The organism is Pseudomonas sp. PDM21 (assembly GCF_014852505.2).
Taxonomy (GTDB): domain Bacteria; phylum Pseudomonadota; class Gammaproteobacteria; order Pseudomonadales; family Pseudomonadaceae; genus Pseudomonas.
Window position 1 is genome coordinate 1,969,180 of the sequence record NZ_CM181223.1, and the last position, 20,319, is coordinate 1,989,498.

35 protein-coding genes and 1 tRNA gene are annotated in these 20,319 nt (G+C 59.6%); 9 read left to right on the plus strand and 27 right to left on the minus strand.

Annotation, left to right across the window (positions count from 1 at the left end):
* Position 1: 1 nt before the first annotated feature.
* The 3 genes from ihfA to IB275_RS09330 all read left to right on the plus strand — a co-directional run bounded on the left by ihfA (position 2) and on the right by IB275_RS09330 (position 803).
* The gene (gene ihfA, locus IB275_RS09320; protein ID WP_003090661.1) at positions 2–304 is read left to right on the plus strand and encodes an integration host factor subunit alpha; all 303 of its coding nucleotides are present in this window, start codon (positions 2–4) and stop codon (positions 302–304) included.
* Positions 285–641 carry a MerR family transcriptional regulator gene (locus tag IB275_RS09325; RefSeq protein WP_015476661.1) on the plus strand — a complete coding sequence of 119 codons (357 nt, stop codon included), beginning with the start codon at positions 285–287 and terminating at the stop codon, positions 639–641. Before ihfA ends, IB275_RS09325 begins: the two co-directional genes overlap by 20 nt.
* A gap of 85 nt (positions 642–726) precedes the next feature.
* Positions 727–803: transfer RNA gene (locus IB275_RS09330), tRNA-Pro, on the plus strand.
* Positions 804–885: 82 nt separating this feature from the next.
* Here the strand turns inward: IB275_RS09330 and IB275_RS09335 are convergent.
* The 11 genes from IB275_RS09335 to IB275_RS09385 form a co-directional block, all read right to left on the minus strand.
* A complete protein-coding gene (locus IB275_RS09335) occupies positions 886–2,064 on the minus strand; it encodes a tyrosine-type recombinase/integrase (protein ID WP_192289056.1) in 1,179 nt (392 codons plus the stop codon).
* Positions 2,065–2,374: 310 nt separating this feature from the next.
* Positions 2,375–2,899 (minus strand): GIY-YIG nuclease family protein, encoded by a 525-nt coding sequence (locus tag IB275_RS09340; protein ID WP_192289054.1) that lies wholly within the window; start codon positions 2,897–2,899, stop codon positions 2,375–2,377.
* Between the two features lie 101 nt (positions 2,900–3,000).
* On the minus strand, positions 3,001–3,267 hold the full coding sequence (locus IB275_RS09345) for a DUF551 domain-containing protein (protein WP_192289052.1): 267 nt from the start codon (positions 3,265–3,267) through the stop codon (positions 3,001–3,003).
* A complete protein-coding gene (locus IB275_RS09350) occupies positions 3,264–3,689 on the minus strand; it encodes a hypothetical protein (protein ID WP_192289050.1) in 426 nt (141 codons plus the stop codon). The genes IB275_RS09345 and IB275_RS09350 overlap by 4 nt, the downstream gene beginning before the upstream one ends.
* Positions 3,686–3,946 carry a hypothetical protein gene (locus tag IB275_RS09355; RefSeq protein ID WP_192289048.1) on the minus strand — a complete coding sequence of 87 codons (261 nt, stop codon included), beginning with the start codon at positions 3,944–3,946 and terminating at the stop codon, positions 3,686–3,688. The genes IB275_RS09350 and IB275_RS09355 overlap by 4 nt, the downstream gene beginning before the upstream one ends.
* Positions 3,946–4,248: a phiTE_015 family protein gene (locus IB275_RS09360; protein WP_192289046.1), complete on the minus strand. Its 303-nt coding sequence runs from the start codon at positions 4,246–4,248 to the stop codon at positions 3,946–3,948. Before IB275_RS09360 ends, IB275_RS09355 begins: the two co-directional genes overlap by 1 nt.
* Positions 4,249–4,460: 212 nt before the next feature.
* Positions 4,461–4,949: a hypothetical protein gene (locus IB275_RS09365; protein WP_192289044.1), complete on the minus strand. Its 489-nt coding sequence runs from the start codon at positions 4,947–4,949 to the stop codon at positions 4,461–4,463.
* Positions 4,942–5,919: a hypothetical protein gene (locus IB275_RS09370; RefSeq protein ID WP_192289042.1), complete on the minus strand. Its 978-nt coding sequence runs from the start codon at positions 5,917–5,919 to the stop codon at positions 4,942–4,944. Before IB275_RS09370 ends, IB275_RS09365 begins: the two co-directional genes overlap by 8 nt.
* Positions 5,916–6,149 (minus strand): hypothetical protein, encoded by a 234-nt coding sequence (locus tag IB275_RS09375; protein WP_192289040.1) that lies wholly within the window; start codon positions 6,147–6,149, stop codon positions 5,916–5,918. The genes IB275_RS09370 and IB275_RS09375 overlap by 4 nt, the downstream gene beginning before the upstream one ends.
* Complete coding sequence (locus IB275_RS09380) at positions 6,146–6,325, minus strand: hypothetical protein (protein WP_494514426.1); 180 nt, start codon at positions 6,323–6,325, stop codon at positions 6,146–6,148. The genes IB275_RS09375 and IB275_RS09380 overlap by 4 nt, the downstream gene beginning before the upstream one ends.
* Complete coding sequence (locus IB275_RS09385; RefSeq protein ID WP_192318973.1) at positions 6,306–6,791, minus strand: hypothetical protein; 486 nt, start codon at positions 6,789–6,791, stop codon at positions 6,306–6,308. The genes IB275_RS09380 and IB275_RS09385 overlap by 20 nt, the downstream gene beginning before the upstream one ends.
* A gap of 153 nt (positions 6,792–6,944) precedes the next feature.
* Here IB275_RS09385 and IB275_RS09390 point away from each other — a divergent pair, with 153 nt between their 5' ends.
* Positions 6,945–7,142 carry a hypothetical protein gene (locus IB275_RS09390; protein ID WP_192318970.1) on the plus strand — a complete coding sequence of 66 codons (198 nt, stop codon included), beginning with the start codon at positions 6,945–6,947 and terminating at the stop codon, positions 7,140–7,142.
* Positions 7,143–7,156: 14 nt separating this feature from the next.
* Here IB275_RS09390 and IB275_RS09395 read toward each other — a convergent pair whose 3' ends face one another.
* From IB275_RS09395 to IB275_RS09470, 16 genes are all read right to left on the minus strand, one after another.
* Positions 7,157–7,783, minus strand: a complete 627-nt coding sequence (locus IB275_RS09395; protein WP_192318967.1) for a lambda exonuclease family protein — start codon at positions 7,781–7,783, stop codon at positions 7,157–7,159.
* Positions 7,767–8,687: a recombinase RecT gene (locus IB275_RS09400; RefSeq protein WP_192318964.1), complete on the minus strand. Its 921-nt coding sequence runs from the start codon at positions 8,685–8,687 to the stop codon at positions 7,767–7,769. Before IB275_RS09400 ends, IB275_RS09395 begins: the two co-directional genes overlap by 17 nt.
* A 45-nt stretch (positions 8,688–8,732) precedes the next feature.
* Positions 8,733–9,098, minus strand: a complete 366-nt coding sequence (locus IB275_RS09405; protein ID WP_192318961.1) for a hypothetical protein — start codon at positions 9,096–9,098, stop codon at positions 8,733–8,735.
* Positions 9,099–9,125: 27 nt separating this feature from the next.
* Positions 9,126–9,314, minus strand: coding sequence for a hypothetical protein (locus IB275_RS09410; protein WP_192318958.1), 189 nt, complete (start codon positions 9,312–9,314; stop codon positions 9,126–9,128).
* Positions 9,315–9,461: 147 nt separating this feature from the next.
* A complete protein-coding gene (locus IB275_RS09415) occupies positions 9,462–9,635 on the minus strand; it encodes a hypothetical protein (protein WP_192318955.1) in 174 nt (57 codons plus the stop codon).
* Complete coding sequence (locus IB275_RS09420; RefSeq protein ID WP_054908781.1) at positions 9,632–9,814, minus strand: hypothetical protein; 183 nt, start codon at positions 9,812–9,814, stop codon at positions 9,632–9,634. The genes IB275_RS09415 and IB275_RS09420 overlap by 4 nt, the downstream gene beginning before the upstream one ends.
* Complete coding sequence (locus IB275_RS09425; protein ID WP_192318952.1) at positions 9,811–10,137, minus strand: hypothetical protein; 327 nt, start codon at positions 10,135–10,137, stop codon at positions 9,811–9,813. Before IB275_RS09425 ends, IB275_RS09420 begins: the two co-directional genes overlap by 4 nt.
* A gap of 574 nt (positions 10,138–10,711) precedes the next feature.
* Positions 10,712–10,933 (minus strand): hypothetical protein, encoded by a 222-nt coding sequence (locus IB275_RS09430; protein WP_192318949.1) that lies wholly within the window; start codon positions 10,931–10,933, stop codon positions 10,712–10,714.
* A 215-nt stretch (positions 10,934–11,148) separates the two neighbouring features.
* Positions 11,149–12,165 (minus strand): DUF7666 domain-containing protein, encoded by a 1,017-nt coding sequence (locus IB275_RS09435; RefSeq protein WP_494514427.1) that lies wholly within the window; start codon positions 12,163–12,165, stop codon positions 11,149–11,151.
* A gap of 101 nt (positions 12,166–12,266) precedes the next feature.
* The gene (locus IB275_RS09440) at positions 12,267–12,503 is read right to left on the minus strand and encodes a hypothetical protein (RefSeq protein ID WP_192318943.1); all 237 of its coding nucleotides are present in this window, start codon (positions 12,501–12,503) and stop codon (positions 12,267–12,269) included.
* A gap of 27 nt (positions 12,504–12,530) precedes the next feature.
* On the minus strand, positions 12,531–12,674 hold the full coding sequence (locus IB275_RS09445) for a hypothetical protein (RefSeq protein WP_192318940.1): 144 nt from the start codon (positions 12,672–12,674) through the stop codon (positions 12,531–12,533).
* 732 nt (positions 12,675–13,406) lie between these two features.
* The gene (locus IB275_RS09450; RefSeq protein ID WP_192318937.1) at positions 13,407–13,772 is read right to left on the minus strand and encodes a DUF2513 domain-containing protein; all 366 of its coding nucleotides are present in this window, start codon (positions 13,770–13,772) and stop codon (positions 13,407–13,409) included.
* 15 nt (positions 13,773–13,787) lie between these two features.
* Positions 13,788–14,411: a hypothetical protein gene (locus IB275_RS09455; protein WP_192318990.1), complete on the minus strand. Its 624-nt coding sequence runs from the start codon at positions 14,409–14,411 to the stop codon at positions 13,788–13,790.
* A 50-nt stretch (positions 14,412–14,461) separates the two neighbouring features.
* Positions 14,462–15,340, minus strand: coding sequence for a hypothetical protein (locus IB275_RS09460; RefSeq protein ID WP_192318934.1), 879 nt, complete (start codon positions 15,338–15,340; stop codon positions 14,462–14,464).
* Positions 15,337–16,143: a hypothetical protein gene (locus tag IB275_RS09465; RefSeq protein ID WP_192318931.1), complete on the minus strand. Its 807-nt coding sequence runs from the start codon at positions 16,141–16,143 to the stop codon at positions 15,337–15,339. Before IB275_RS09465 ends, IB275_RS09460 begins: the two co-directional genes overlap by 4 nt.
* Positions 16,144–16,174: 31 nt before the next feature.
* A complete protein-coding gene (locus IB275_RS09470; protein WP_192318927.1) occupies positions 16,175–16,741 on the minus strand; it encodes a helix-turn-helix domain-containing protein in 567 nt (188 codons plus the stop codon).
* A 107-nt stretch (positions 16,742–16,848) separates the two neighbouring features.
* Between IB275_RS09470 and IB275_RS09475 the strand changes: the two genes are divergently transcribed.
* The 5 genes from IB275_RS09475 to IB275_RS09495 all read left to right on the plus strand — a co-directional run bounded on the left by IB275_RS09475 (position 16,849) and on the right by IB275_RS09495 (position 20,225).
* Positions 16,849–17,049 (plus strand): Cro/CI family transcriptional regulator, encoded by a 201-nt coding sequence (locus IB275_RS09475; RefSeq protein WP_192318924.1) that lies wholly within the window; start codon positions 16,849–16,851, stop codon positions 17,047–17,049.
* Positions 17,050–17,330: 281 nt separating this feature from the next.
* A complete protein-coding gene (locus IB275_RS09480) occupies positions 17,331–17,771 on the plus strand; it encodes a phage regulatory CII family protein (RefSeq protein ID WP_192318918.1) in 441 nt (146 codons plus the stop codon).
* A 1-nt stretch (position 17,772) separates the two neighbouring features.
* Positions 17,773–18,810: a phage replication protein gene (locus IB275_RS09485; protein ID WP_192318915.1), complete on the plus strand. Its 1,038-nt coding sequence runs from the start codon at positions 17,773–17,775 to the stop codon at positions 18,808–18,810.
* Positions 18,794–19,582 carry a hypothetical protein gene (locus tag IB275_RS09490; RefSeq protein WP_192318912.1) on the plus strand — a complete coding sequence of 263 codons (789 nt, stop codon included), beginning with the start codon at positions 18,794–18,796 and terminating at the stop codon, positions 19,580–19,582. Before IB275_RS09485 ends, IB275_RS09490 begins: the two co-directional genes overlap by 17 nt.
* Positions 19,575–20,225, plus strand: a complete 651-nt coding sequence (locus IB275_RS09495; RefSeq protein ID WP_192318909.1) for a PDDEXK family nuclease — start codon at positions 19,575–19,577, stop codon at positions 20,223–20,225. The genes IB275_RS09490 and IB275_RS09495 overlap by 8 nt, the downstream gene beginning before the upstream one ends.
* Positions 20,226–20,319: the final 94 nt, after the last annotated feature.

Below are 20,319 nucleotides of genomic sequence, written 5' to 3' on the forward strand. Positions count from 1 at the left end.
TATGGGGGCTCTGACGAAAGCTGAAATTGCTGAACGTCTGTACGAAGAGCTGGGCCTGAATAAGCGGGAAGCCAAGGAACTGGTGGAGCTCTTCTTCGAAGAGATCCGCCAGGCGCTGGAGCACAACGAACAGGTGAAGTTGTCGGGTTTCGGCAACTTCGATCTGCGCGACAAGCGCCAGCGTCCCGGACGCAACCCGAAGACGGGAGAGGAAATCCCGATCACAGCCCGGCGCGTCGTCACCTTTCGTCCAGGGCAGAAACTGAAGGCCAGGGTTGAAGCTTATGCTGGAACCAAGTCATAACGACGAGTTGCCCCCTATCCCGGGTAAGCGCTATTTCACCATCGGTGAAGTGAGCGACCTTTGCGCGGTGAAGCCGCACGTGCTGCGGTATTGGGAACAGGAGTTCCCGCAACTCAACCCGGTCAAGCGAAGGGGCAACCGGCGCTACTACCAGCGCCAGGACGTGCTCATGATTCGCCAGATCCGTGCGCTGCTCTATGACCAGGGCTTCACCATCGGTGGAGCCCGTCAGCGCCTCACCGGCGACGAAGCCCGCGAGGACGCTACCCAGTACAAGCAACTGATCCGGCAGATGATCGCCGAACTGGAAGATGTGCTGCATGTGTTGCGCAAGTAGCTGAAAAAAATGAAAAAAGCACTTCTCCAAAGCAAATGCTTGGGGTATAGTGCGATCCGCTTCTGAGGGAACTCGGATGCAATGTCGGGGCGTAGCGCAGCCTGGTAGCGCACTTGCATGGGGTGCAAGGGGTCGAGTGTTCGAATCACTCCGTCCCGACCAAAAAATTCAACGATTTAGCCGCCTTCTGGTGGCTTTCTCGTTTCTGGGTCAGTGACTTTTCAAGTGACATGCCCCTTTTTGACTAGCCAATCCTCCTCTTCAGTATCGTCAGCGCCGGTGCGCGGCTGTCGGTAGCTGATACCTTGTTGGCCGCATCAATCAGCTGATCCAACTCCGCCGCGGAGTAGTGGCTGGTGATGCTTCCGTTCTTGTGGCCCAATAGCGCTTTCCGATCCTCTTCGGTAATGCCCGCTGCCCGAAGCCGTCTGCCAAACGTGTGCTTCAGGTCGTGGATCCGGAGAGACCTGTAACCAGGGTGCGCCTGCGTACGGTGGTCCTTCTCCCACTTGTCCGCCGCCCGCACCCTGGCCTTCTTCCAGGCGCTGTCGTTCATCCTGTGGATAGCGGTAGGGCCATACTCATCCGGCTTCCCGTAGGGGAAGACCAGACTGGTGTGCAACCCACGCTGTCCCTCGATCACCCTCCGGGCCACCTCGTTGAGGATGACCAAGCGCTCCTCGCCGTTCTTCACGCCCGACTTCTCGTGGCGCCCGCCAAACCCGTCAGGGATCAGGAACACGCTGGTACCCAGTTCCGTAACCTTGATCTCCCACTCCCAGCGCAGTTTGCAGACCTCTTGCTCTCGGCACCCGGTGTTCACCTTGAACAACGCCATCCGGTGGAGATGGTCCGGCAGTTCAGCGAACAGAATCCGCTGCTCCTCCCACGACATCGGGTAGGGCTTCCTGCTGGCCTTCTTCTCGTTCAGCTTGGTGATCATCGGCACCGTATCGAGCCAGGGCCGCTTCTGATCATCTCGCCACTTCCGGGCGCAGAGGTTCAGAATGCGGATCACGCGCTCGATGGCGATGTTGATCGTCCGGTTGCTGGCCGCCTTTCCTTCCTTCGGGTTCTGCCGATCGTAGATGTACGGGGCCAAGGCCTCGTCGTCGACGCACTCCACCTGCAGGTGGCCGAGATATGGGTCGAGCTGTTCCAGGTAGATCGCGGACAGCCGGATCGATGGCTGGTCCTTGAACTCGACCAGAAATCTCGTGGCCGCCTGGCGCCAGGTCTTCGACTCGCGAACCCCGTAGACCTTTTGCTGACGCTTCTTCTCCAGGAGATGGATCAGGTATTGCTCTGCTTCCTCCCGGTCACAAGTGCCAGTGCTCTCTTGAATTCGTTCTCCTCTGTAGACCTTGTCGATTTTCCAGATGCCGTTCGGCTGCTTCTGGAGCCCTGTGATTGTTTTTGCCATGGCAATGCTCCGTTGCCCTGGCGCTCGCTGCGGGACAGATTCTTGCCCCCGGCGCCCGGTTTTTCAATTGATGCGCGCTCGACCAGTGAGTCGGCGACCGCGTCCATTTGCACTCTGTCGAACGCAACCCCCTGTTTCCCAATGCGTATTTCCGTCAGGAGAGGGCGGATGGTTCGTTTGAATTCGTCACGGCACATGCCGAAATAGGCCGGGGCGTCCTTCGCACGGATGAATCTCGGGGCGAGAGGAGGCTGCTGCAGGCGGGGTTCCGTCGGCGCGAGAAGGGCGGACATAGCGTTACCTCAGAAGGTCATTTGCCTTGCAGGGATTCGAGATAGTCGATCAGCTGCCAGCCGGTACATTTCCGGTGAAGCTTCGGCTCATGGCCGCCAGCTCTAGGGCCTTCGATCTCGTAGAAGGACAGCAGACCCTTATCCATCAGGTCGTTCACCTTGCTAGTCCGAATACCAAGGCACTCGGCAATTTGCTTCAGCGAATAGGTGGGGTTGAAGCTGACAAGACGGGATACCAGGTTCTCGGAACTGGCCTGGGCGCCTCGCGACTGCTTCGGCGGAGCTGGTCGAACCAGGTTATGGCGTGGGTTCTCTTCGGTGATCGCAACCTTCTCTGCCTGAATTGCAGCCTCTCGGCTCGGGTGCTGCTCAATCTCCACCTTGGCGATAAGCTGGAACCAATGCGCATGGTCTTTGTGCTGAGCAAGCCGACTGACAGCGTTCAGGGATATACCGACATAGAGAAGCACTCCATCTGCATCAAAGTGCCTGTAAAGGAAGCCTGGCTTAGCCAGCGCTTCAATCTTCTCTGCTGCATCCATGGGTAATACCTCGCCTGCCAGCGATTGCCGGCGATGAATGATCTATGGTGAAGGCCAGGACCTGACCTGAGAGGTCGCCCGCGTCGGGCAAGGATGGGGTGTCAGGAAGGGTTCTGCGGTGGGACAGGGAGTGGCATCCAGTGCGTAGTTTCAGGCCGCTTTACGTGACCTGGACCGTCGGCACAGGTTTCGATGTGTTGGCAGGAATCCTCGGCAAGGATCCAGAAACCGCCTTCATCCGAGCCTTCGTCAGATTCCCAGCGGTCGAACTCTGGCGCGAAGCAGTCCCAGCCCGGCCACTTTCGCCAGACCATGACTTCCTCCGAGTGCTCGGGGTGCCTGTCGCTGCACTTGATCCACTCGCTCATCTCCCGCCTCCTTCCAGGGCTGCGTCGATTGCAGCCGTCACCCCGTGCATGGTGTCGTTGTGGTCATGCCAACTGACTGCTTCGGTATCTCCACGCGGCTCAGGCCCTACGTACCATGCAGATGCAATAAGCCACCGATACCGCTCAGCGTCCTTGCGAAGCGCCTCGTTCTCCGCCTTGAGTCTGTCGCATTTCTCGTCCAGTCCTTTGATCGTTTCGTCACGACAGGCAATGCCGTCGTAAGACGTGCGCTCGTCGATCTCCAGCCTGGCGCGCAGCCGCTCCACCTCGGCAATCAGCCCGAGAACATCCCGCGGCGTTATCTGCTCCATAAACTCCTGCTCAGCCTCGCTCGGATCGAAGCTTCCGAAGTCATCGACAGCCCGCTCCGCCAGCTCCTTCAGCTTGTTGGTGTCGGTCATGGCTGCTCCCTGATAGCGGTTGCTGTATAGACTGGCTGCGCATAGCCGGAGACAGCGAAAGCCTGTGTGTCCTCGCCTAAGCGATGAACCATCACGGTCACGCACTCGCCATTGGCGATGTTGTAGTCCGCGTTACGCTGTTCATACCGCTCAGCCCACTCGCGTGCCGCAGCAGCATGGTCGTAGGAGTCGCGAACATGCATCGCGTCATCTTCTTCATGGCCATAGTCGGGGCACCAAACTAGAAAGTCGCTCATCACTTCACCTCTATTCCGGCTTGCTGGAGGGCTTCGGTCACGCGCTCAAGGCAGTCGTTGAAGCCTTGGTTCTTGGTTGCCTGGTACTCGCTGACGGCACTATTACCAAGCGTCTCATCGCGCTCAGCCGGCAGCTCCACCCTCAGAGCCGCGCGGCTGGCTTGCCAGCCTTCATAGCGGCCCTGAATGTGCGGGTTGAGGTACAGATCGTTACCGGCGCTATATGCAAGCGCTGTCGCGTGGGATGGCTCAGGCACTTGAGTCCTAACCCACGCTTCAAACTCTTCTCGAATTCCAGACATGCGAATGCCTCCCATATGGGTGTGCGGTTAAGGGGAAGGGTTAGGGGTGGAGGAGGGTGCGGAGCGCTTCAATCTCAGCGTGGCGCAGGCAGTACCGAACGCCATTCACTTCGAAGCGAGCAGAGCGAGTGCATTGGAAGTCTGAGTAGAGGTTGTCGTTGTAGTACTTCGATGTCCGCACTCCCTGACACCGTCCGAAGTCAGCCTTCAGCTCATGCGCTTGGCACATCGCCCACCTCCTTCCCCTCGCCGAGCAGGGCGCGCAGTTCCCGATGGGTCTTCGCCACCTGTTCGCGCCCGCAGTAATGAAACCCGCTTTCGCACTCGCACTCGTGGAGTTCCAGCCAGTTGCCGAGATGACGCATGGTCTCGCGCAACACCCCCTCGCTCACCACCTTGCCGTTGAGGCGCTTGACCTCATCGACAACCTTCATGCCAAGGTTTGCAGCCCAGTTCGTAGTGCCGGTGACGTTCGTCTTCTCGTTCCACTGGTAGCGCATGACGATGTTCATGACGCTATCGACGCTGGGGAGAACCACCACCCTTGCGCGCAGGGCCGCGACTTCCTCCCTGAGCGCCTGGGCCTCGGCTTCGAGGTTTTCGTATCGTTCTGCCGGCACAGCTTCGGCGAGCATCGAACCGCCGATAGTCTGCGGAACCCAGGTCTTGAAGCGCTCGCATCCAGTCACAGGCTTACTCATCGGTCGACCCTCCCTGCGCCGGCGCGGCGGCGAGCAGCGCGGCAAGTTCGCAGTGCTGCTCATGGCCTTTGTCTTTTTCGCCGCCACACTGCGGGCAGTAGTAGCCCTGCGGGCGGTGCCAGTAGTCGTCGTGGTCGCGGTAGTGCCATTGCAGGTTCGCCAGCATGTCGCGCCATTCCTCCGGCACCTGCCCAGCCTGGGCGACCGGGGCCTTGTAGCCGCTGTGCTTGTTCGCGTCGTAGTCGAGGATGAAAGGCTTCTCAGGGAGTTCGCCGATCAGCCAGCGCACACAGTCAGCCTCATAGCGAACCCGGTCGGGGTATTCGGATCGGGCGATGGTGAACCCGTCGCAGATGTCGCCGCCTTCACGCATGAGGATCGCGGTGAAGTTCGATTTGCCGTTGCTCTCCGGCATTGCGGCAGACCAGACCTTCAGGCGCGGCCGCTCCAGCTCCGGCGCCGGGGAGGGTTGCGCCAGGGCGGCGCGGGCAATCGCAGCGTCACGCTGTTGCTTCATGTGGGTTATGCAGGCCTTGAGGCTTTCAATCCTGGCCTTCAGCGCCTCAACCGTTTCTTCGGGTTCAGACTTTGGCAGGCAGCACCAGCAAGTTTCGACCGTACTGAACTCGAAGAAGTAACCACTACCTCGGCACATGCTGCACGATTGGTTTGGCGTGACCTCCCGCTCCCCCTGCGCGCCCTCTGCCTGCTCGGGGTGCTCATCATTCACCCATGCGGAGAACTTCCGCAGGATTTCCTCGTTGCGTTCTTCTACGGTCTGCTCCCCCTGCTGCGAGGCGAGGAAAGCGTCGATTCGCTCATGCCAATACGGCGGGATGCTGAAGATGGTGCGCATCTCACGCAGAAGCGCTTCCGCCTGCTTCGCCGCCAACTTCAGGTTGATGTTCTCGATGCGGAGCCCGGCGATGTAGTTGTCGAGGTCGGCGGGAAGTTCGTGCTTGATGGTCATGCAGCTTTCTCCTGATCCCGTTGCGTGGCGTACTGTTTGAAGTACTCGCAGATGTCTTCGCTGAGTTGCTGGCCGCCGATGGTGCTGAGCTGGCCGGTCATGTGTTTGCAGCGGCGGAGCAGTGCGTCTGCCTCGGCTTGCCGGCGCGCGGATTCGAATATGTCGTCGAAGGACTGGCCGGTGATCGATTCGATCTGACGCTGTGTTTTGGACTTGTCGAGGCCTTTCATGCTGCTGCCCTCCGATCAAGGACGGTGTCGTGGTAGCCGGCCAGCCAACGGCAGCGGCGGTCGAGTTCGTGGAGTCCCCATGGGCAGGCGCGCTCGGTAAGGCCAAGTTGCTTGGCCTCTACGCCGTCCTGGTACTCGGCTGTGTTCTCGGGGTACTCAAGCTGCTGCCTGTTCATGGCGCTCCTCCCACAGCCGCTGCGCGTTGATGTCCTTGCGGGTCAGCATCAGCGCGAACCGCGGGTCATCGCGGAAGTGCGTGTAGATCAGCCGCAGGATTCGGTCGTTGCTGATGTGCAGGGCACGCATCATGTGCTTGCGGGTGGGGAAGGCTTCTATCTCTGCGTCCATCCGCTTGATCAGCTCGGCGTCACCCAGCTCGATGCGGGACTCAGCGCTGCGGCGACGTGCAACTTCGTGCATGCGCTCAAGCGGAGAACTCTTGTGGATGAACTGGCCGTTGAACACCGGGATCAGGTCAGTGCGCTGGCCGAATCCGATTTCCTGCACTGCGCCGCCACTGGCCAGAAACTCAGCCATCAGCCGGTCAATGTCGTCATGACTCAGCTTGTGATCGCAGTGGACGATCTCCTGCCAAGCGTCTGCCTCGCAGGGTTCTTCAATCTCGGGGAAGTCTGTTTCCATGGCACACCTCAAAAAGAAGGCGCCGTGGAGGCGCCTATAGGACGTGATGCAAGGGATTCATCCGTAGGAACGGCTGTTGATGTCGATGTGGTGTTCCTCGGCTATGTGCCGCAGAACCCATCGAGTGATGCCTAGCGCCTCGCAAATCTGTGCTTGGCTGAGGCGCTGGCGGGCGAGCTTCCGAACTGCTGGGGCAAGCGCTGCGCGTTCCTTCCGGCGCCGCTCAAGCTGTCGTTCGGTATCGGTCCTGAACTCAACGCCAAATTGCTTGGCGAGGCGGCCTATGGTCCGCGTGCTGCGGTGAAACGCTCGTGCTGCCGCAACTACTCCGGCGCGCTCGAAGCAGGCTAGGGTTTCGGGAGTGATCACGCTGCCATCCTCCCGCGCATGTCAGCCTCAAGCGCTGCCAGCTCTTCCAGGAACACCTTCACCTCGGCCTCCATCTCTGCAATGCGCTTGTCGTCCCTGTGGTAGCGAAAGCAGACGTACTGCAGTTCATCTGGCAGGCGGTCGTCGAAGGACACGAAGTCGACCGATTCCAATTCGGCGCAGGCCATCTGGGCGAGCATCTGCCACTCATACTGGCTGTCGTGCTTGCCGGCCTGGATGACTGCAATGTGTTGCGCCGTGTTCGGGCACTTGATTTCCAGTCCGCGGCGACCGCCGTCCAACAAGATCACGCCATCAGGGCTCGCGCCGAATCCTTCAATGCTTGGGTGCAGGATCAGGCCTACCTCCAGCACCTCGCAGTCCTCGTACATCTCGTAGGCCGAGCGCGCGATAGGTTCCAGATCATTACCGCGTTGCATGGCTGCGTTCGTGTAGCCTTCCTCTCGCGTACCGGTAAGGCGCTCGCACAGCAGCTGCATCATGTAGTTGGTGCGGACAGCAGAAGGGGCGCCTCCGCGCCCCTTTGCCATTACGTCCTTCACCTTGCTCGCCGTGACTTTTCCGAGTCGTTGGGCGAACCAATCATCAGTCTGCTGGAGCATGTTCCACCTCCGCATCGATCGGCTCAGGCTGAGCGGCAAGCGCGCTTTGGCGCTGCTTCACGGCCTCTTTGAACTTTGCGAACGACTGCACATCGCGGGCTGACTGCATCTCTGCCTTGCCGGCGAGCCATACGCTTTGCAGCGCGTCCAGCGATTCGGCGTTCACCACCTGGGCGATCCACTTCTCTGCGAGCTCGCCGCCCTGAGCGTTGGCCGCAAGGCTTGCCAGCCCTTCGCCGGAATCGGTGTTCAGGTGATGAATGGCTTTGTCCAAGCGGTCTGTCTTTGGCCAGTACTTGTAGGCCCTCTTCACGACCGTCTTTTTCGCCATCTCGCCGTAGTCGGTCTTCCAAGGGGAAGACTTGCCAGACTTCACCGACTGGGAACGGTTCATGATCCCGTCGATGTCATCCCGGCTCATGCAGGTGGTCAGGTAGTCACCGTCTGCCGTCTTCACCACCACGTACACACCGACGATATCCCCGCGCTCCTTGGCGAAAGGGTTGTAGGAGTGGGTAGGGGGCTTGTCGAAGCCATTCAGGGCGAAGGAGTCGTGCGCGTAGACCAGTTCGGCCTGAGCCCACAGGATCGACCCCGTAGCCATGGCAAGGTCCATCAGACCCATGTAACTGATGTCCAGGCAGATGCGCCCATCACGCGGCACAAGGTACGCCTGGCGCTTCGCTGGGTTCAGGCTTATCCCGATGGCCGCGATGTTGGTCACTGCGTTCACAACCGACTGGCGGTTGCTGGCGGCGATCTTCGCGGCGTAATCGTTGTTCTGGAAGGTCTGGATGGCGAACTCGGCTTCACGCTCGAAGTTGAGTGCCGAGTCGGTCAGCACGGACGCGAAGGAGCTGCGAGCCCCGTAGACATCCTGCTCGATGACCGCAAGATTGCTCATGTGGTGATACCTCGCCGCGCATCGCGCAGCCAGTGAAGGGAGGGGTTATCGGTAGTGGGTGAAGGCCCAGATGCGGACGTCTGGCTCTGACAGTTCGAAGTGCTTGACCAGAAGGTCGGAGACTTCTGCACGCAGCCCAGCGGTCACGGTGCATTCGGTGATCTGGATGCCCTCTCCATGCTCGTCTATGGACTTCGCCAGTACGCGGCCGATGAATACATACGCGCCGCTCATGCCATCGAAGATGACGCATAGGCCATCGTGGTGCTGGATGCCCTTATAGGCGCTGTCGCTGAAGGAATCGACGTACTGGTCGTAACCTTCCTCGTATTCGCCTAGATAGCGATCCTTGAATTCCTGATAGTTCAGCTTCACGCCGACCAGGACATAGGTGTTGGACTGAACGCTCATATCGTTCTCCAGGTAGAAGGGAAGGCGCTACAGGTATGCGATCTCGTCGTCGTCAACGCTTATCGCGTAGCAGGGGAAGGCGCTCAGCGGGTGGTCACTCATGACCTCTCGGGCGGATTCTTCCGATTCGAACTGGGCGATGTTCCCGTCCGAGTCTTCGATGTTCATGTAGTGCCCGTTGTTGCTGCGTGCATCGACCAAGATGATCCAGGACATGCTGTTCTCCGGGAGTAGGGGAGTGGAAAGGCGCTTAACGTGCGCCACTCGGCGACCTCGGCCCCGTGTGAAGGAGGCACTAGGGATGGCCGCTGCCGGGGTTAACTCCAGGCCACGAACCGGCTGATACCTCCTACAGATATCCGCTTAGCGGCCCGCCGAGGTCGGGTGTGGATGGCGCTTGAAACGGAGGACACAGAGGTCCCCGCAAATCTGGGTGAATACCGGGTTGAAGTAGCCTTTGCGGCGCGCAAGGCTGGTCGCTGCGCGGATGCTCTTGCCGGCGAACTCTTCGTACTGGCTTTCGGTGGCGGCACTCATGCTGCGGCCTCCTGAAGCTGCCGGGCGGTTACCTTCTTCGGCGAGCCGCGATAACCCTCACGGCCTGCTTCGATGGTGGCCTCGGTGATCGCCTGCGACTTGCTCACCGCTTCCAGGGTGATGCCGTAGACCGGCAGGCGCAGCGCTTTCGGGTAGGTCAGTTCGACGTAGTACTTCATGCTGCGTTCTCCTGGATGCATTGCTCAGCGAGCTGGACGACGTGCTCGCGGATTCGGCTGTGGTAGATGGCCGAGGCCAGTTCGGGTTCGTTCTGTTCCAGAGCGATGAGGATTTGCACGACCGGGCATTCCCGGCCGCCGATCTCGCCGAGCAGTTCCATGACTGAGTCGGCGAAGCCCTGCTGCCAGTTCGGCATGGTCTTGGTGAAGAACAGGACGTTGTCGGCGTCGTTGCCCTTGAGGAGCTGGCCGACCTGGGAGCTCAGCCAATCGCTCTGAACGAGGATGCGTTCCTCGATCCTGTGGTGCTGGATTGCGTTCATGTCTATGACCTCGTGGTCGCGTGCATGCGGCTGCCCAACGCCCATAACGACATTCGGCAGGGACGATTCGTTGGGCATGCGCATACAGGCGAAAAAATTCCCGGACTTGCCGGGCTAATGCGGGGTAGGGTGGGGATGGCCGATTTGCTGTGTCGGCGCCTCTTAACGGCAGCTTTCGCTTTTACCCGTCAGGTCTTTCCCTTGGCTTCACGCCAGAAGGGGAGGCTTCATTTCCTGAATCGGCGGAGCGCTACTCCGCATTTCATCCCCATTGAAGGGTGGCGTCCTTGCCGGGAAGTCAGAATTGCTTGTTGCAGTCGTGCTCTTCGTTGCTGAAGAGGTGCGCATCGGAAAACTCGCCGCCTGCGTGACCATCTTGTCTGGCCAAGTAGCTCGCGTGCTGACCGGTCTTTCGTTCCTGCCTGACAGCCTTGCAGGACTTGCTACAGAACCTAGCCCATCCGCGCTTTCGGTCAGCAGTTCGGGCAATGAACGGCTGTTTGCAGCACGCGCATTTGTACTCTGCGGTTGCAGCCATGTTCTCGCCTCCAGTGTGTGTATGCGCCAGGGCGCGTTAGGCGGTGGCCTTGGCCGTTTCGTTCAGCGAATCAGCAACCTTGTCCGCCGGTATCACGAAAACGGTTGCAGAGCACTCATCGCATCCCAGCACGAACAGGCAGGTGACTTCGCTCGTCTTCAGCCTTCCGTTCTGCACGCCCGAATAGGTCACGTTGTTGGTGAACCACGACAGTGATTCGCCGCCGCATTCACGGCAGGAAGTTGGGTGCTTACTCATCTCTTTCTCCTGTATGCGGAGCCATGGGGGAGCGGTCTGGCCGGTGCTGATCTCCGGCTTAGTCTGTTAAGCCGTCTTTCGGGACGGCACGGTCTATGACAATGGGCCTCTTTACCCCCGGGGAGTCCAACCCCGGCACCGCTGCATCAGCCTGCAGATTCAGACCGCTCCCCTCATGACTCCAAGTGAATGCCCCTGCGGGAGGGGCATGCTCTTCACGCCTTCACAAACTTGCGGTTGTCATCAAGCTTGTAAGGGGTGTTCGGCTCAAGACCGTCTTCGCCGATGTAGCCAACTACCGTGCGGTAGCGCTCGGCCTTCCTGTCCCAGTAGCGGATTCTGATTTCGCCTTTCTCCCCGGCAGAGGCGGTGCCCTTGTACCCGGCAGAGGCGGTGCCCTCGTTCCCGGCAGAGGCGGTGCCCCAGTCCCCGGCAGAGGCGGTGCCCTCGTTCCCGGCAGAGGCGGTGCCCCAGTCCCCGGCAGAGGCGGTGCCCTCGTTCCCGGCAGAGGCGGTGCCCCAGTCCCCGGCAGAGGCGGTGCCCTCGTTCCCGGCAGAGGCGGTGCCCCAGTCCCCGGCAGAGGCGGTGCCCTTGTACCCGGCAGAGGCGGTGCCCTTGTACCCGGCAGAGGCGGTGCCCCAGTCCCCGGCAGAGGCGGTGCCCCAGTCCCCGGCAGAGGCGGTGCCCTCGTTCCCGGCAGAGGCGGTGCCCTCGTTCCCGGCAGAGGCGGTGCCCCAGTCCCCGGCAGAGGCGGTGCCCCAGTCCCCGGCAGAGGCGGTGCCCTCGTTCCCGGCAGAGGCGGTGCCGAGTGCACCAACCTGTACGACAGACTTCTCGCCGACTTGGCGGCATGCACCGATCACAGCTACGTCTTTAGCGCGCGATTCGTTCTCTTCCAGGAACTGCGTAGCGCTGGCCTGGTCGCCAATGTGGCGAATGGTACAGCGCGGGAACTTGACCTTGCCGCCGAGTGCGATGGTGTCGCTCAGGATCACCTCGACTACCAGCCACTTCGCGCCTTCTTCTTTGATGCTGGAGCTGCAGCCGTGATCGCCATGACCAAACAGCCAGCCATGCAGTCCGTTGCCGCATTCGTCGTTCTTCTTCCAGTCTGGCGCCTCAACAACAGCGCCAACTTCGTTCGGCCATTGAAAGCCGCCGTAGCTCGTCATATCCGCACTGCAGGTTCTCAAAACCAAAGCAGTGCCCTGCGCAGCTTTCTTGCTCGCCATCGCGATTCTCCGTTTTAGGTTTGCCCTGGGTTGGGCGATAGGGCGCCCGGATGGGCAAATGGGTTGGAGCTGGTGATGCCCTGCTACCGGCAGGGCGGCGGTTATCGCGGATCGAAGTCGCGAAGCAAGTCCTCGCCCTGCTGACTGATTTCCCATATTGCCGGGCTTCGCTGCACGCGAATGAGCAGGGCGAGTTGAGTCAGCAGATCCAGCCAGTGCCGACCAATGTCTATGCCGTCCGCGCCGGGATCCTCGGCGCATTCCTCGAAGCGTTTAAGCTTCTTGAGCACCTTCTGAGCAAAGGGCGGCAAATTCTCAGGTTTGTTGCGTGCAGGCATCGCTTCCGCTCCAAATGGGACGTGGGGTTAGGCGGTCAGTGCGGCCAGCTTCTGGCGGCAGTCGTCCATCTCGCGCTTGCAGCGCATGCCTTCTTCACGGTCTCCGCTGCGGAATGCGGCCAGCGCCCAGTGCTTCCAGTCGGAGATGAAGCCCTCAAGGTCAGCTGCCATGGCTTGCTTGGTGCTTGCGAATTGGCCTTTGTGATTGCGCATCGTCTTGCCCTCCCGGGCTGTGTTCGTTGACTTCCTCGATGCCCCTCTTGCGAAGGGCATCTGAGAAATCGGTTGCCGGTCTGTTCCCGGCTGTCATCCAGGAAACACCCCTGGCGATGCCCGCGCCCGCTGCTGATTGCAGGTTCTGGGTTCTCTATGGTTGGGCTCGCTCTTCCTCCCCGCAGCGTCAATCAGCCAACTTGCTTTCGCTGCGGATCACAGGTCCTTACAACATGCACGCTACAGAGCAGGCGCCCGGGTGATGGGGCAGGGTGCATGAGGTCCGGCGCGCCTTCAGCCGAAGCTCGGCGCGCTAATTCGATTCGGTGTTTCCCGCCGCGCTCAGCAATCTGGCGTCTCGCGCGGAGTGTCTCGTCTGTTCCTCCAGCCACGGTCTCTGCCTGCCGGAAAACTCGTCTTGGCGCTTTACGCTGCACGCCCGGGAGAGTTGCCATCCCTCTGGACTGTTGAGGCCTGTCCATCGCTGCCTTGGGTAGAGCTAAAGAGCTGCGGCCTCTCGGCCTGGCCGGCGGTGTGTTGCTCGGCGTTGAGATAAATATCTCCCATGGAAATACTTTCGTCAACTCCAATGGAGATAAAATATTTCCAAAGGAGATCGCCGGCCGATGAAGTGAGTGGCGCAGAAACGACAAAGCCCGCACTAGGCGGGCTTGGAGGGGCGGGGTGGGGTTAGTTTTCTAGGAGGCTTGCGAGAACCAGCTTTCCGATCGCTTTCACTGAGTCAAAGGTCAGCTCAATGCCTTTCTGTTTGGCGACCGTCTTCACGCGCTCCCATACGGCTTTGCTCCGAATGGTGTCGAGCAGATCTAGGCCGGCCCAGGTCAACTCCTGGGCGATCACCTCGTCGCCACCGTCTGATGTACCGGCATCCACACCGGTGATGAAGCCAGCTTTCCAAAGGCGAATCGCCTCAACATCCTTAGCGGAGTCGACCTTCTTCAGCAGCGGGCCATAGGAGATGTATTCGTTGCGGGTGGGGTTGAGCGCCTCAACCTCCACGAGGACTTCGCGGATCAGATCCCAGTTTCTTTCCATGAAGCGGTTCCTCGATCAGTTCGACATGATTCGCCGGTATTCCTGCTGGTACTGCTCATAGGGCAGGTTGCGCTGCTGGAGCTGCTGAATCTGTTGCTCGCGGGAGAGCGCAGCACCCGAAGAAGCCGCCGGCGCCTGGGGTGCGAGAGTGCCTGCAGCATAGCTGCGCTTCAGGTACTCCATGGCATCGGCGAACTCCTCGGCGCGCGACTCGGAGCGGAAGAATATGCGCCGGGCATTGGCGCCCTCCGAGGTACGGATGATCACCGCGTACCGATTGTCGCGCATGTTCTTCTTGTACACCTGGATCGCGCCAACGGAGCGGTAGTAGATCCGCTGGTTGATCTCCTGGGTCGTCATGAAGGTCGAGCCGAGCCCGACGACAACGCCGTTGTAGGCGGACGCCTGGCCGACGTTCACGCCGCGGCTGACGGTGCCATTCGATAGAGCGATGTACTCGGGCGTCACCATGGCGGACTGGGCCTTCTCGCTGCCGTAGTCCTCATAGAAACCCTGCTCGACGATCGAGGCAGCCTGCTTGGTGTCCATTCCGGCGCGCGGGGAGGGGGTGTAGGCAACTTGGGTATGACCGCAAGCGGTCAGCATCGATATGGCAATAACTGCGATAAGTTTTCGCATGAACCCTCCATGGATCGCTAACTCCTGTAATTGCAATTACAGGAGTTAGCTCAGGCTATGTTTTTCCACCAATTTGTTGTCAATTCAGCCAATTTGTCTTCGCTATCAGCTTGAAGAATCTCTATGCCTGACTTGTCCAGTCTATCCAGTTGCTTGTGGAGAACATCACGGTGCTTTGAAAGCTCCTTAATGTCCATTCCGCAATCGTCGCCTGGAACAAGAACAGATAAAGATGCACGCTGCCTATCGGTGTTGCTGCGTATCAGGTTGAGATCGGCTGAAGCCTGCAGCAAGTTGTGGTCAACCACCAATGGACTCTTGTACCACGCCGACACGATGTGCCCTGAAGCGCTCTGGCTCAGTAGTGGTACGTCAATTTCAATGACGTGCCCTGACTTCATCTTCAATTGATATCTTTCGTCTTGCACGATCTCAGATGCTCTCATTCCGAGAGTCTCTGTCAATTTATCAATAATTATTGATTTGAGCTTAGGCGTTGATCTGTATCTAAAGCCTGCATCATTTATCTTTCCGCGCGGCCTTCCTAGCGTGACAGCAGCCTCAAAGAATCGGTCAACTATCTCTTCAGGAGTTTCTCCAGATGCAAACAATGGCGGCCCAAGCTTTATGCTTTCGCTCAATATATCTGGAAAGTTGTCGCCTGCTTTTATCAGAGAGCTCTCTATGTCCTGAAGCAGGAATTGGAGTTCCCTATTATCGATCCTGTCGTCATACAGGCATTTGATGCGATCAAAGCTGTCCAGCATCCGAACCTCAGCTTTGCCCGAATAGCTCAGGACGACGCCAACGTTCAGGAATTCATCGACGTCCTGGTCAAGTCGGATGCTGATAGGCCTCCAATGGCCAGCAACCTTGGGCCCCTTAGCCTGATCTCGCAATTGCGAGCGAAGCGATGCTAATGAGTTCATACGATGAGGCCTTCGGATCGGGCGTAGGCGCCCGGGTCAAGTCGCTGTTCAAGTAGGTCGATTACTGCTTCGATCTCGTCTCGATCAAGCAATTTTGACAGATTTTCACGGAGCTCGTTCGCGGCTCTGTCACGGAAGCTGACGGCGAAGCCATTGTAGGCCAAAACGCGAGCGCTCTTATTTGGCAGCTGCTCGCTCCACCTGAGGATGGCGACGTCTACCAAGTCCTTGATCCTGTTTCTAGCTGGGTCTGGGTGCTTGCCCATCGAGCCAGGTGTCCAGTTTGGATAGACAAAGATTCTTTCGTGATCAATCAGTATCAGCTCCCCGCGGCGCGTTTGCAGCAGATTGCCTAGGTTGCGATCTGAGTTTAGAAGCCACTCATCAAACGCGATCAACCTGGCGAGCTCAGGATGCTTGGAGAGCTCCTTCGCCAGGCGAAGCAGACGCGCCTCCATAAGCGGGCTGAACGCCTCGAAACCAAGATGCTTCTGTCTGAGGCTCGGGTGCTCCATGTCTCGCCCGAACCAACAGAAGTAGTCTTCCTGGGGGTGCAGCCGATTCAGCACCGAAGCAGGGATCTGCTCCTGAGTTAGGAGAACGATTCCGGCTGGATCTGCAACCTTGAACCCGCAGATGGACGCCAGCACATGCCCGATCACCTCTGCAGGCAGCGCTCGGTTCACAAGCATCATGCCCGACACTGGACATCGGATGTGATCCGTCGCCGGCTTGATGTAGCAGCGATGGTCAACATTATCGACCGTGACGATTCCCCGGAAGATGGGGCTATCGCCAGTCATGTCAGGGGCCCTCAGCGGGCCCTTGAAAGCACTACTCGGAAGGGTCTTTATTGCCACGCAGCGCATCCCTTTGCTTCTGCATTGCATTAGGGAGAGGAGGGCGCTCAGTCGCAGGCGCCCTAGCCTCGAATCGTTCGGCTATGGAGCCGAGTAGAGCAAGGTCTTCTTCCGTTAATCGGCCCTGGTCTGCGGCAATCGCAATCCGCTCCAGGATTTTACGGCTTCGCTCAGATGCCACAGCCATCAGCCCAATGGCCTGTGCACCGGCTCCAAGCGGTGCTTGGTCGATGGTGGTTTGACTGGGCTGGGGAACCGCCTTGGCCAGATCCTCAAGCTCTTCGGCGAGGCGGTGGCTGTAGCGGGAGGCGGGAATGCCCATGAAGAGATAAATCTTCGCAGCCATCTCCTTGCTGAGCGGCCGGCCACCATTCAGGTGGCTGTTCAGGGTGCCCTGGCTCATCTTCAGCTCGTGGGCCAGCTCTTCTTGAGTGACTCGCTTCTCGCGCGGCTTCCCGGCGTTGAAATCAGCAATAGCAGCCTTGAGCGCTGCGCACTCCTGCTTCTCCCAGTCTTCCAGTTCGCGTCGTTCTTTCTTCATCGCCTGATCGTATTCCCGGCGGAGATAATCGCCTATCTCCAATGGAGTTGCTAAATATCGCCATGGGAGATAATCTGTTCTCCAAAGCCACCATGGGGAGCAGATCAATGCACCGCATAACCCTCAATGAATTCGCTGCCGAGAAGGGGCAGACCAAAGCTGCAGCGCTTCTCGGGCTCACCCAGGGCGCGCTGAACAAAGCCCTGCGCGTCGGCCGTGACATCTACGTCACCGAGAACACCGACGGCTCCTTCTCTGCGGAAGAGATCAAGCCGTTCCCGACGCAGAACTCGAAGACTGCCGCCTAGCCGACAGCCTTACGACCGCATGGTTGAACGCGGCTTTGCCTGCCTCATCCATCCGGTCCTGAACCAGTTCTGAGTAGTGATTGAACGCCGGCCAGACGCGCAGTTGCTGACCGAGCGGAGCGGTAGAGATCAAGGCTGCGACGAAGCAGCGGAGGGCGAGCACTTCGCCCTGAAGTTCGGAGAGGTCGGCCATGGGGAATTCCCTGTCGGTTGATCGAGTGATGACAGGTTGCCAGCGCGTAGGCGAGGGCTCCACGGAAAGACCCGAGAGGTTTTTACAGATGGAAAACATTCAGCAATCGATTCACGAGACGGTGCTTGAAGCCTGCGCCAAGCAGCTGGCTCCGAAGATGGGCCTGTCGCACGTATCGCTCCTGCAGCGCTCGAACCCGCAGAACGAAGGCCACCAGCTGACCTTCGCCCAGTTCTACCAGATCAACCTGCACAGCCAGGACCATCGCTCGCTGCGCGCCCTGGCCAACGACTTCGGCTACGACCTGGTCGGCGGCTACGTGGTGACCGAGAAGACGCCGATCCAGGCGCTGATGGACAGCCTGAAGCAGTCCGCGTCTACAACGCAGATCGTGATGGAAGCCCTGGAAGATCGAATCCTCACCGCCCAGGAGCGCAAGGACATCGAGAACGCCATCGCCGCCGAGCAAAAGGCTCAGCAGCAGCTCCTGGCAGCTGTTCGCAACATGCCGATTGGTCGGGCCGTTTGAAATGCAATTCACCGTCACCATCAACCAGGCCAAGGCACTCGAGTGGGGGCTGAACGCGCAGCAAGCGCTGCTGTTCGCCTTCGTATACGAGTCTCCTTCCTGGGCGAAACTGGTGCAGACGGCTGACGGTGATTTCTACGCGCTGAGCAAGGCCAAGATCATCGAAGAACTGCCGTTGCTTACTGATAAATCAGACACCGCGTACCGCCTTCTGAAGCAGCTGGCTGCAGTAGGGGTAATCGGCCTTTCGAGCACCGCCAGCATCACTCTGGTGCGCATCACCGAGAAAGGTCAGGAGTGGAACCGGAAGCTCAACGGCGCGGAGAAATACAGCCGCAAGGTCGGAAAAAAATCCGAGGTCGGATATTCGTCCGAGGTCGGAATAAAATCCGATCCTAAGAAGGCGAGAGGGTCGGAAAATAATCCGATCAAGGTCGGAAAAATTTCCGATGTGGGTCGGAAAAAAATCCGAGAAGGGTCGGAAAAATCTCCGACAAATCAGGATACCAGTAATCAGGTAACCAAGAATCAGGGTACCAGTCAGGTACTTTCGGCCGAGCCGGCTTCGCCCGCTGCGCCGACCTCGCTGGTGCTGGTGGTCGACCAGGATGCACCGCGCTGCGATATCCCCGTCGACATGCCAGGCCCGAAAGACCAGTCCTGCAAAACCTTCAAGGTCTGGGCGAACTACGCCATGGCTTACCGCAAGCGCTACAAGGGCGCTTGGCCGGTTTGGAACGCAACAGTCGCCGGCCAACTCGCGAAACTGGTTGACCGCCTTGGTCAGGCCGAAGCACCGAAAGTCGCTGCGTTCTACGTCGGTATCAACGATGCCCGCCTGATCAACAACTTCCACAGCATCGGTGACCTGCTCGCCAGGGCGGAGGCGTACCACACGCAGTGGGCAACCAACCGTCAGATGAACTCCACGACTGCCCGCCAGCTCGAGCAGACCCAGGCGAACATCAACGCCGCACAGCAGGCCGCTGAGAACATCATCGATCGTCAGGGAGGGGTAGCCAATGCTTTCCTCCGCTGATCGAGCCCAACTCGCAGCCGCAATCGTCGCCACGGCAGAAACCCTCGGGCAGACGATCAGTTCCTCTGCCGCCGAGATGATGGCTCATGACCTCGCCGAGTTTCCGGCCGAGGGCATCGCCAACGCTCTGCGCGCGTGCCGCCGCGAATTGACCGGCAAGCTGACACTCGCATCGATCCTGCAGCGCATCCATGCGGCCGACGGACGTCCTGAGCCGAACGAGGCCTGGGCAATCGCTCTGGAGTCATTCGACGAAGCATCCACCGTCCTGATGACGCCGGAGATTCAGCAGGCCGCTGCCGCGGCACTCCCGATTTTCCAGGCGAAGGACAAAGTCGGCGCCCGCATGGCCTTCATCGAGGCCTACGCAAAGCTAACTACCGCTGCGCGGCAGCTCTCGCAGCCGGCTAAGTGGGTGATCTCCCTGGGTCATGACCAGCAATGCCGCGTGACTGCGATCCGTGACGCCGAGCGTTTGGGCCGCCTACCGGCTCCAGAGGCGGCGCTCCTTCTTTCGCAGCACACACAAGAGCCGATCTCTGGTGATGGTCAGGCAATCGCTGGGCTGATCACCGGTAACGGCGTAGCCCCATCGCCCGCGCTTCGGGAGAAGTGGCAGCAGGTGAAGCAGGTAGTCGAGCAGGGCAAGCGCCGCCAAGAGATTCAACGCCGCTGGGATGCGCGCTGCGAGCGTCGGAAGTTCGCTGAGCGCAAGGCACAACTGATCGCTGCCGCAGAGCAGCTGCAAGCGCGGGAGGTGGCAAATGGGTAGCTCCATCCACAAGTTCCAGGGCTATTGGATGCGGTCGCACTCCGAAACCCGCTGGGCATCGATGCTGGATGCGCTGGGGATTCGCTGGATCTACGAGCCTCAGGTAGTCGAAACACGGCATGGCTGGTATCTGCCCGACTTCTACCTTCCGGGCGCCGGCGTGTACCTGGAAGTGAAAGGCCCAGCCCCGACTCAGACCGAGTTGGAAAAGGGCCGCGATCTGCAGGAAGCGACTGGCTGCCCGGTCATCTTTGCTTGGGGAGACATGCAGTTCTCCTTGGACGGGGTTTGCGGTGGGATGCTTGGATGCCTTGGTCCAGCAGGCTTCGTTGAGTTCTCCACCTTTGAGTTCAGAAAGCTGATCCGTCTCGGCTTAGGCGAGCAGTACTTCAACAAGTACCTCCGCGCAGGCATCAAACATCAGCACCCTGGCGCGGTGATGATCGGTGATTACCTCCAGGAGGTGTTGCTCGAGATGGTGGGGCGATCTGCGGCCGAGGCTTCTCGAGCTGATCACCACAAAGAACTGAACGCTCCCAAGGTCGCCTGCCATTCACCAACATCGAAGGCTGAATGGGCGATCGCCTCTTTCCTGCGCCGAAACCCTGGGCCTGGCGTTCGTGTTCAGGAGGTGGCCGCATGAAGCGCTGCTGGAAGGTAATCCTGCCGGGCCGCCCGGCATTCACGATGATCCTGATGGAAGACTGCGACCCGCTGCAGGTTGCGCGCTCCATCTG